Source organism: Arsenicibacter sp. R0_47 (genome assembly GCF_057652235.1).
Window position 1 is genome coordinate 1 of sequence record NZ_JBYFCJ010000063.1, and the last position, 10369, is coordinate 10369.

Annotated in this window: 4 protein-coding genes and 1 pseudogene; 1 reads left to right on the forward strand and 4 read right to left on the reverse strand. The window is 39.4% G+C overall.

Annotation, left to right across the window (positions count from 1 at the left end):
* Positions 1 to 78: 78 nt before the first annotated feature.
* Positions 79 to 201, forward strand: a pseudogene (locus AC23NW_RS35465) (integrase core domain-containing protein); the annotation flags it as partial.
* A gap of 647 nt (positions 202 to 848) precedes the next feature.
* Here AC23NW_RS35465 and AC23NW_RS35470 read toward each other — a convergent pair.
* The 4 genes from AC23NW_RS35470 to AC23NW_RS35485 form a co-directional block, all read right to left on the reverse strand.
* Positions 849 to 5396 carry a putative Ig domain-containing protein gene (locus AC23NW_RS35470; protein ID WP_487455377.1) on the reverse strand — a complete coding sequence of 1516 codons (4548 nt, stop codon included), beginning with the start codon at positions 5394 to 5396 and terminating at the stop codon, positions 849 to 851.
* A gap of 20 nt (positions 5397 to 5416) precedes the next feature.
* Entirely contained in the window at positions 5417 to 5893 is a 477-nt protein-coding gene (locus tag AC23NW_RS35475; protein WP_487455379.1) for a hypothetical protein, read from the reverse strand.
* 1610 nt (positions 5894 to 7503) lie between these two features.
* Positions 7504 to 7836, reverse strand: coding sequence for a DUF1493 family protein (locus AC23NW_RS35480; protein WP_487455381.1), 333 nt, complete (start codon positions 7834 to 7836; stop codon positions 7504 to 7506).
* A gap of 1 nt (position 7837) precedes the next feature.
* Positions 7838 to 10210 (reverse strand): RHS repeat domain-containing protein, encoded by a 2373-nt coding sequence (locus tag AC23NW_RS35485; RefSeq protein WP_487455382.1) that lies wholly within the window; start codon positions 10208 to 10210, stop codon positions 7838 to 7840.
* Between the last annotated feature and the right edge of the window lie 159 nt (positions 10211 to 10369).

Genomic DNA, 10369 nt, shown 5'->3' on the forward strand with positions numbered 1-10369 from the left:
CATTGTTAGACATTTCGTAGTTGCAAGATAAGTTGTTTCAAGTTATCATTGCTGTCCAGTTTTTGGGGAACACCATAAAAATACGAAGATGTTTATTTACGGAACTATCAAACTGGTAGCGAACTTCGAGCTGGTTTAACTAAGTACTTTCACTATTATAATCACAAACGACCTCACCAGTCATTAAGCTATCGGACACCGGCAGCGGTATTGATGGAGGGGAAAGAAAAACAACACATATCTGTCAACTAACCATTTCGTTTGGCCAAATGGTGGTACAGAGAATGGGGTACACTGTACCAGGACTACTGTGCCGTCGAGCAGGCTTTCATCTCGGCTTGGAGTAATGGGCAGACGGGGGGGCAAGTGAACCGCTTGAAAATGCTCAAACGGCAAGGGTACGGTCGAGCCAGTTTTGACCGGTTGCGCCGACGAGTACTTTTTCGGAATTGCACTCATCACCCAAACTGAATCAGATCCTGCTTGCAGTGACGCACATGGCTCACTTTACGTTGGCCTATTCAGGCAATTCGACTTTTACGTCGGTCAGCCGATACGTCTATCAAATCTGGCAACACCTGTTTGCTAGGTGTTGCCAGATTTGATAGAACGATTTTTCTTAGTCATAGAAAGATCGCTGCGTCTTAAGTTGTTGCAAGTCGTGGAACTTTTGGCGAGCTAATGCAAAATATTCGTCTTTCTGTAATGTAGGTAACTAATTATGTTAGGCGACAATTTTAAATGCAACCCCTTTTGCGCTAGCAATAATTAGTAATGATTATTCCAATCTGACTACGCTTTTCGGCTTTTTTGTGAAATGAAAAATAAGTTATTATGCAGTTGAAATTCTAATGGCATTGTGCATACCAATCCCAGGTATATGTTACGTAAACGCCATTTTGACGTGCCATTAATGTAAATGGTTGTGCATCAGGAGCAGGTAATACCTCGAAAGGGCCCGGATTTGCCGTCCAACCTGTGATTCCTACAGCCATATACTCTATGGTTGTACCATTTCCTACAGTTGACTGAAATATGAAATCTCCCGTTGAGCAATTGTAATTTGGTTGAAGTAGCTGAAGAACAGTTTGGTTGACCGGCGAGCCGGTTACAGTTAGTGTGAAAGTGCGGCTTGCAGTAGCACTGTAGGGGTCAGTTGCTATTATTGTTACAGTAAAAATTCCAGTTGTATTTGTTACACCACTAACAACCTGACCATTTAAAGCTAAGCCGTTTGGTAAGCCTAATGCAGAATAACTTAACGCTTGGTTTTCATAGTCATTAAATATATTTGCAGGAAGAGTGTAACTAAATGTTGAGGCTGTCACTGCCGTCTGAGATGGTAAGTTTACGGCAGTATTGCTTGTGGGAGCATGGTTTTGACTGGCACAAACACTTGTCCAATTCCAAGCCATAGTTACCTGGGTACCACTTTGTCGTGCATAAAGTGTAAAGCTCTGTGCATCTATTGTTGGCGTTACAGTAAAGTTTCTCTGAGTCGTCCACCCTGTAATGCCTATGGCAAAATATTCAATAGTAGACCCATTTCCTCCTACTGTATTGAATATAAATGCACCAGTTGTACAATTATAATCTGGAGCTGTTAATGATAAGGGTAAAGAAACGGTATTACTTGGCACAATACTAAGTGAATATTGTGCCGTAGTTGCTAAATCATAAGCATCTGTGGCTTTTACACTAATTGTAAAGACACCTGTTAAACTTGGAACACCACTAATTCGAGTCCCACCATTATACGTTATTCCACTTGGTAATCCTGTAACTGAATATACTAGCGGTTGGCCTTCTGGGTCAGAAAATAAATTCGTAGGTAATGTATAACTGTAGGGCTGGTTAAGAGTAGCACTCTGTGGTGATGCCATAGATACATTTATCGAAGGACTTTGGTTAAAATCTCGGCATTGATTCTTCCAATCCCAACTATACGTAACTACGTTTGACGGAGCATCCGTATTGCGTGCAAATATTGTAACAGGACCATCTCCAAGGTTTGGTCTATAGTTGTGTCCTCCTGCTTGGCTCGTCCAGTTTGAAATACCAGCTGCCAGATATTCAATAGCACCGGCCGTTCCTCCCAAAGATCTGAAAATAAGATCGCCCGTGAAACAACCATAAGAGGGAGAAAGAATAGTTAGCGGTTGTGGAGTAATTACATTTATTGAAAATGATGTTGTTGCATTTTGTCCATCAGGGGTTGATGCCACTATTGTTACAGTTGACGTCCCTGTAACCGTGGGTGTTCCTGATAGGAGTGAACCTTGTGAGACAAGTCCGGATGGTAAACCGGTAAAGTTGTATGTAATTGCTTGGTTACTTGGATTTGAAAATGTGCTTGATGGGATTGTAAATGTCATAGGACGATTTACAGTTATGGTTGGGCCATTAATAGGGTAAACCACTGTGAATTGAGGACGGAAGTTATACTCGTATGATTTAACCTTATTACCATTATTATCCTTTATATTGGAGAGTCGACCAAAGGGATCATACTCATATTGGGTCATTATTCCAGTTGGGTTAGTAACGCTTTTTACACCTATTAGCGGTATTTTATAGGCATATTGAGTCGTTAGCGTAGGCGTTGATCCAGGGTTAAGAGTTTCAGTTTGTAATACAGAGTTTGCGCTAACAAAAGTACCTATACTCGGACTACTTGTCTGCCAAGTTAACTGCGTAGGTACTTTATTACGAAGCGTGTATTTGAGGAGGTTTCCGTTGCTATCATACGAATTAAATGTATTCGCTAAACTATAACGCGAGTCTTTAGTCATTGAGCTACTTAAAAAAGTGGTACTCGTTAAACTACTTAACAAACAGCAACCATCTTGCACGTCAAGTGTATGTACTTCACTGGCAAATGGCCATCCTGTAAGCGTTGAAAACTCACTATAGAGCGTTAATTTTCCATTAACAAGTCTGGCCTCTTCATTTTTCCGTTTGCGGAATGTTACTTCTTCAATGACAGTGGTTTGCATATACTTATTGTTTAGCAAGCGAATGCCTTTTGAAAATGCTGTAGGAGTTGGTGTAGTTGAAACTAAAAAATCACCAGCATATCGGATTTGCTTGTGCGTTTCGCTACCATCGCTTTCATAACTTATACTTTCCTTAGGTAGAAAATTAATATTAAAACTAGTTTCTTGCTTTGTCGTATCTGGGATTGAATATGAACTAGTTGGTGTTGGAAAGGTAATTTCCTCACTTTTATATAATTGCATATTGCCTTTCCGCCATTTGTAATAGACGGGATTAGCATAGCTTTGTACTACTTTAGAACAAATATTGGTGTAAAATTCCGGAGCTTGATTATCAACTACTGCACTAGATGCCATCCATTCATTAGAAAAAGATAGAATTTTAGCAGTTGCCATCCCAATTACAGGACCTTCAACCTCCTGGGAACCAATTAAATTAGTATAAGAATTGGTTTGAATTAATACTGGAGCAAATAGCCCTGTATTGACTTTGCGATATACTGTTTTTTTCTCTAATAATCCTCTTTCCCAGTGACGACTAATAATGAAGTTTTTTTGAGGGGCTTTGGGAACGGCAACTTGTCCATCAGGAGTATTTCTAAATTGGTAGACAGTCTTCCCATTTAAATCGGCAATAAGCGTATTCCCCAAGTAAGCTCCTTCATATTCAGTTACTTCGTCGTAGGTAACTAAATTACCTTCTATTGAATTTAAACTAGCAGTAGGGTATGAACCGAAAACTGTAGTTGTTTTCGTACAATTTGGCGGCACCATTTCCATAAAGCTAGTTACCCAGGCGGGAGCGCGAAGCTCTTGGTTCAACTGCCCATAGCTGTTCTCATTTTGACCATATTTGAAGGATTTAACCCGGATTGGTTCTACGCTTGATGATTGAGTCTCTATTCGGTTAATCCGCAACCCTCCCGCCAATTTAATAGTGTTATTTGGTGTAGAATACCGATTTGCTTCATAAAAAAAGCGGGATACTCCCCCCGTAGGATAAACAATAGAGTTTAAGATCCAGGCTTGCATATGTTGCTCACTGGGCTCGCGATTTGCTCCTCCAATTACTACAGTACTGGAGGTATTATTTGTAGCGAATACTTCAACTGAGGTTGATGGAATGAGGGTTGTATTCGGTTTATCATTGTAAAAGCCCCAGCTATCTCGTTTTTTTGATTGAGGTCCTGGCAGTGCAATGTCAGTTTTATACCCAAATTGATATTTCCCGATCATTGTATTACTCCCGTCTCGCATGATTACACCATCTAAACGCAAGGGCCCATCCAGATATGAGTAATCAATAGGATTGACTGGAGTAAAGTAGCTTTGTTGCAAATCAAAGATTTTAATAAGTGAATATGTATTATTCACTACATCCCAGCCTCTTAATTCAATCTTATCTAATGACTTACTGCCTGATGGTGAAGAAAATAAATCTGTTCGGAATGTTGCTGAAGTTATGAATGTAATTTTACCCCCAGGAAAAATTATTTCATTCGGTAACCAACTAAAAAAACTACTATAGACTTGTGAGGTTCTAAACGAAGTAGTGCCTTGATTATCACTACAAACACCTGTCACCCTACTCGTAATAGTTTGGGTATCAGCGAAGTCAGTGTATGTGCTATGCGAATAATCAAGGTAGTTAAATTTTACTTTATCAATGGGACGGGTTCCTTGAATTTCACTGAGTTGCCATGCACTATTGTATGTACCGTTGCCTGCATCCGTGGTTTCTGCCTTATCAAAAGTATAAACTATACCGTTTTCATCAGTTACTTTGAATGATTTGAACCAGCCAAATGAATTACGCTCATACTCAATTTTAATTCGCTCATAAGGCATTGTGGTAGCCATACTCCCTGATGCAGCATCGGGTAATAAAACAAATTTGAGATTTTTACCAGGAATACTAAGACTGAAAATATCGTAACCAGAATCTTTTTCTTTTTTGTCAAGACTTTCCAGATCATTAAATGTAGTTTCACATAGGGCGTTTGTATTTGGGGGAGGGCTAAGGCTAATTGTCGGCAATACTAATGGAAGTTCGGCAAGCTCATCTGGGCGACCAATAACTGAACGTGTAATGACCCCCCCGGCATTAAGTGCCCAACCCAATCCAACCCAGCTGGCAATATCAGAAATTCGGTTTCCCCCAGCATGGTAATCCAAACTGACGGGGATTTTAACTGAACCAGCTGATATTTCATAAATAGGTACATTAATTGAAGGAATACCTGTTGATAAGTTGACCGGATGATCTCCAAATCTGCTTAATGCCGCTACTTGTGGTGATTGTGGTGAAACAGATGGTTTTAATTTATTAATTAAATCTACGTTTTGGGCATAACCAATAGAGGTTAAAAATAACCCACAGAATAAAAATAGGTGTTTCATAGTCTGGATAGAAAGAAGCCTTATTTACGGCGAATAAAATAGTTAGTGTTCATGTATAAGCTATTTTTGAGGAGACCATCCACAAAGAATAACGTATCATTTGAGCAGCGGAAACGATAGGTATTAATATAGTCAAAAGAGGCACTTATCGACTTTATTTCTTCTGGTTCACCAAGCCATCTAAATCGAATCTGGTTGTTCACAACTGTATAAGAAAAAAGAATGTCAGTAGTAAATTTCTTTTTAGCCTGACAATCATAAAAGCTAAAATATCCGGTTCCTTTTTTATCCAAAACCAGAATTAACTCTTCGTCTTTCCGCTTTTGTAATAAGCCTTTACCCGATTTTTTTGCTATATCTGCCCCACAAATTGAGAAGTCATTTCCCCATTGTCCAATAGCGCAATCAGCTGGGGTTATTTTGCTTTTATCAGCACTTTGTGCAAAGATAAAAGCCTGCCATTGCAAAAAGAATAAAAGAAAAAAAGAGAATTTCATGCTCATAGAATATTTAAAAAGGTGTTTATTTCTTTAAGAACTAAACCTAGCTTTATCTGACTGTAATGAATCGGTGTGTCACCACTCGGGTCTATATTGTTAACCGCATTATTTTGGCAATGGCTGTACCCTACCCACTCACTCCCATGAACAGCTACGAGGCACGGTCCAACATATGCATTCGCCTAATCCGGGCGCCAAAATCATAGAAATTACTTCCTAGCTCGCTCACAGCTTCCTTACCGTTGTATTTCACTCTCTTGCTGTTACGGATTTCGCTCAAGCCCGGCATTTGGTAGCCTGCCTGATCGTACCGGGGTCGCGCATTACTCAAATTTAGGATAACTAAAAAATATAATAATTGCCTGATTGTTAGCGTAATAAAACACGAGTAAGTCTGATTAAATTCTGTGTAATTACTTAATCCAAACAACGCTTTTAAACTATCTTTTAAACCAATCTGAAAGCTTTTTTGGCATACTATATGGTGTGTTATGAATTATATTGTTAATATCAATTTGAAAAATTTTCTGAGGCCCCTTAAATTTAAAAGAAAATATATTAAGGTCGCTGCAATAAGCACTTTCAATTTCAAAACTCTTCTTAGGATATTTAAAAATAATTCTCCTTCCTATTAATTTTTTTTTGCTTCATATAACTCAACATATATTCCATAATTACTTATATCAAATTTATTGATAACTTTCATACTATACCTTTTATTATTATTTTGAAAATTTTTATTTTTAAATACATAAGTATTATCATAATTCATATTTTTTATAATATCAAATGCTTTGATTATGCAATACTTATTCCAGTCTTTTTCAATGGAAACCTTCAGTAGTGTGTCATATATGCATCTTGCAACTATATCTTTTATCTTAATATTTACCATTTTTAAAGAAAATTCCAAGAAATCAAAAAATACATATACGTCAATTACATTTGAAACTTCTTCTATTATTTGAAAATTATTGATTTCACGAAAAAATATATTAATTTTAGCAATTTTCCCAGTCTCAAAATTATTTAACTCTCTAATAAAAAAGTCTTCTACTCATCTTGCGGTTGCACCGAGATTGTTTACATCGTTAGTTGTAGAAAGTAAATACACTTCAATATCTCTCAATTTCATAAGATTAAGGTCTTTTTTGACGTGGTGGTTTATTTCCTTGTGGGTGGGCATTCAGATATGCTTTAACTTTACCTTTTTCCCAATCACGCGCACGCTCACGGGCTGTTTGCCCAGTAGTTCTTGGATTAAACATCTTCACAATTCTACCTGGCCTCTCGCACATTCACCCACTGCTGTTGGCAGATGTTACTATTGTATGGTTGGCATCATCTTAAAAAGCCTTTGACTTGTAAGCAGCCAACAAGCTAGTCAATTTACGGGCCAGAGGCCCTTCTGGAAATAGATTACTCGTTACAAACGAGCAACAACGGAGCTGATCGATGCTGGATTTATTTCATAAAATTCGGCTGTACTTTCAGGTACATTAATCCCGGTTTTATCCCTCAATTACCTCCGAGCCGGAGGCCCTTCCTGGTATTGGTTTCTCGCAATATGCTAGAAACAACGGGGAACTTTTTGATACTTTTGTGTACTATTTGATACATTTCTGTTTTAAATTTTCAGTCATGTATTCAAATAACGCTTGGACTGTTAGTTCTTCCTTTATTTCTCTTTGCTTTTTCACCTGAAATAGATGCTTCCAAGTCATAGTGTTAAGTTCTGATTCATCTAAAAAGTATTTTTGAAAATCGAAATTTTCAAAGGTTACATGAAATTCTTTTGATAAATTTTCAAGTAAATCAACTGCATCAATACCGTCTATATTAGCCTCAGATTCTCTTAGTTTTACTTGTGGCGTAAAGTTTAAATCATAAGGATATTCTTTTCCAAGAAAAGAAATAAGGTTTTCAAGAGTAAGTTCCATATTATTCTTTTGTTTTATCATAAATGGCTTGTCCTGCCTGAGAACCGCCCCAAAAGCCTCCAACACCTGCTCCAACGGTAATAACTCCATGAGCTAACCACCCCCAAGGTCCACCAAGGTCTATACCCGTAGCTGTTAGTGTCGCGCCTGCCGCTGTACCAGCAGCCCATGCACCAGCCCAACCGCCAGCTTCTACTGATAAAGCTTCGGCTTTATTTTCAGCAGTTGATACATTATAGACAGACCATCCCACACCTGTTACAATCAAACCCCTTCCTAATATAGGAACACTTCTACCTGCTACTGCACCATAATTGTTTGACCTAAGTGGCATACTGAAACGTCCAATTCTTGCTCTTTTTGGCAACATTTTAAACATCCATTCTGGCGTTGTTTTATGTCCCAATTTTTGCCGAAAATATTGAGATGCTATTGATGTGCCAGGTGTCGCACCAGTAAACTTAGCCCTTGTAGATACATTATTATCCCCTAAAAAGTTGGCATAACGTCCTGCACCAATCGAAAATCCTGAATAATCATTGTAATCATAAGAAGTTCGTTGTCCATAAACCGTTGCACCTTTCCCATCGCCATTTAATACGATACCTGTTGCTTTATCATAAGTGTAAAGTGCTTTACTATCTCTGTACTCATCATATTTTTTGTCTTTTGGACAAGTAGGACATTCTGCAATAGCATTACTTGATGTAGGGCTTAAACCAAACAAATCAACATAATTTACTGGATTGTTATATGTATAGTGGTACGGTGCCCAAGCCTCTTGTTCATCAGTTAATGGGTCAACCGCTATAAACCGTCCCGTTTGCGGGTCATATTGTCGGGCTATAAGGTCAATCCACCCAGAGCCTTGCTGTTCTTCTTTTCCACTAAACTTAAATCGATTAGCTGTCAGCATAGTCTGACTATTTAGTCCAGATAAGCTAAGCCCCCAGGGATCGTACTGCTCCTCCTGCACGGTCATGATCGGGTAGGTATCGCCCGGCCCCGGCAACTGGCTACCCGCTACTGCTGTGCTTATCTCAGGACAACGGCAAGCCACCCGCAAATTGCCTAAATGATCCTTCAACTGGTACTCATACCGGTAATAACGGTTAGCAACCACACTTGTGCCAGAGGCAGGATTTATAGCCCGGCCCGGCGGCAGGATACGACCTTCAGCATTAGGCACAAACTCAAGTTTACCACCTTCATACACCATACCAGCTACGTAATCGTACAGCTTGCCTCCACCCATATCGGCACGGAGCTTCTGGCCGATGGCCGTGTAGGTGTAGCTAATATTTTGTGCGGCAACCGGATTGGTAACCCTCTGGGGCAAATTCAAGTGGTTGTAATTCACATTGACAATGCCTTTGCCCGAATCAGTAATGAGATTGCCATTGGCATCGTAGCTATAGGAAGCATTAGCCCCAAAGAAACCGGGAATACTTGTATTACTGGCCACATCACTAACACTGCTGAGCGTGTTTGAATTAGGACCATAGATATAGCTAAGGTTATCGACAGGGGTGCCGTTAAGGGTGCGGCTCAGGCTGAGGATGTTGCCATTATCATCGTAGCCAATTTTACCGGCATCGTTACCGCCCATCGCAAACACCGTTGTACTGGCATTCTGGGTTAATGTTGCCGCTTTCAGCCGGTTCTGAGTATCATAGCCAAAGCTGTAACCCATCAGCGGATTTTGGCTCAGGGCTGTGCTGCCCGCATAGAGGCCCTGTTTCTGGCCCGAGCGATAATTCCAACTTGAAATATTGCCTATACCATCATAAGCCAGACTCATTCCAAATAGGTCTTTATCATTACCCTGCTCAAGATTAGTAGGCTTATTCAAACTAGTTAACCAGCCACGCATATGATAGGTGTAATCAATATTTTGGAGGTTACAGCCTAAGGTCTTCCGAGTTAATTCTCCCAGATCGTTATATGAATGGCGGGAAATTGGCTCCCAATACTGACCAACTGTATTGGTTGCTGCTGATAAATTATCCGTAACACGTTGACATACTGCTTTCAGGCGGCTAGCCCGATCATAGCTGTTACGGGTTTCGATGGTAAGGTTATTTAATGTACTTAATTTTGTTTCTAGTACTCGGCCAACAAAATCAAGTTTTGAGGATACTTTATCTACACCACCCAGATGATTATCAGCACTAGTTTGAATGACTCGACCTAACAAGTCGTAGTGTGTTGTACTTATCCATGATTGATTATTGGCGCTACCTAATCCCCAAACTTTGCTGCCTGTTAATAAACCCTGTGCCGTTGCTAGAGCTGGTTGTGAGTAAGCATGTGACAAGTCAAATGCCTTACTCCCTGCATAACTATAATTATCATAGTAGTTTTGAGTAAGCATTTCACCACCAGCAATACTGGTACTTACAACTCGATCAAGAACATCATAAGTTGTAATAATTGATATATTCTTTGCATCTGTATGTCCTGATCCCCCGAAAGTGAGCCAGTGAAAAGTAGAGTAAAAAAACTAACTTTCATTGGTAACCAAAAGGGAAAT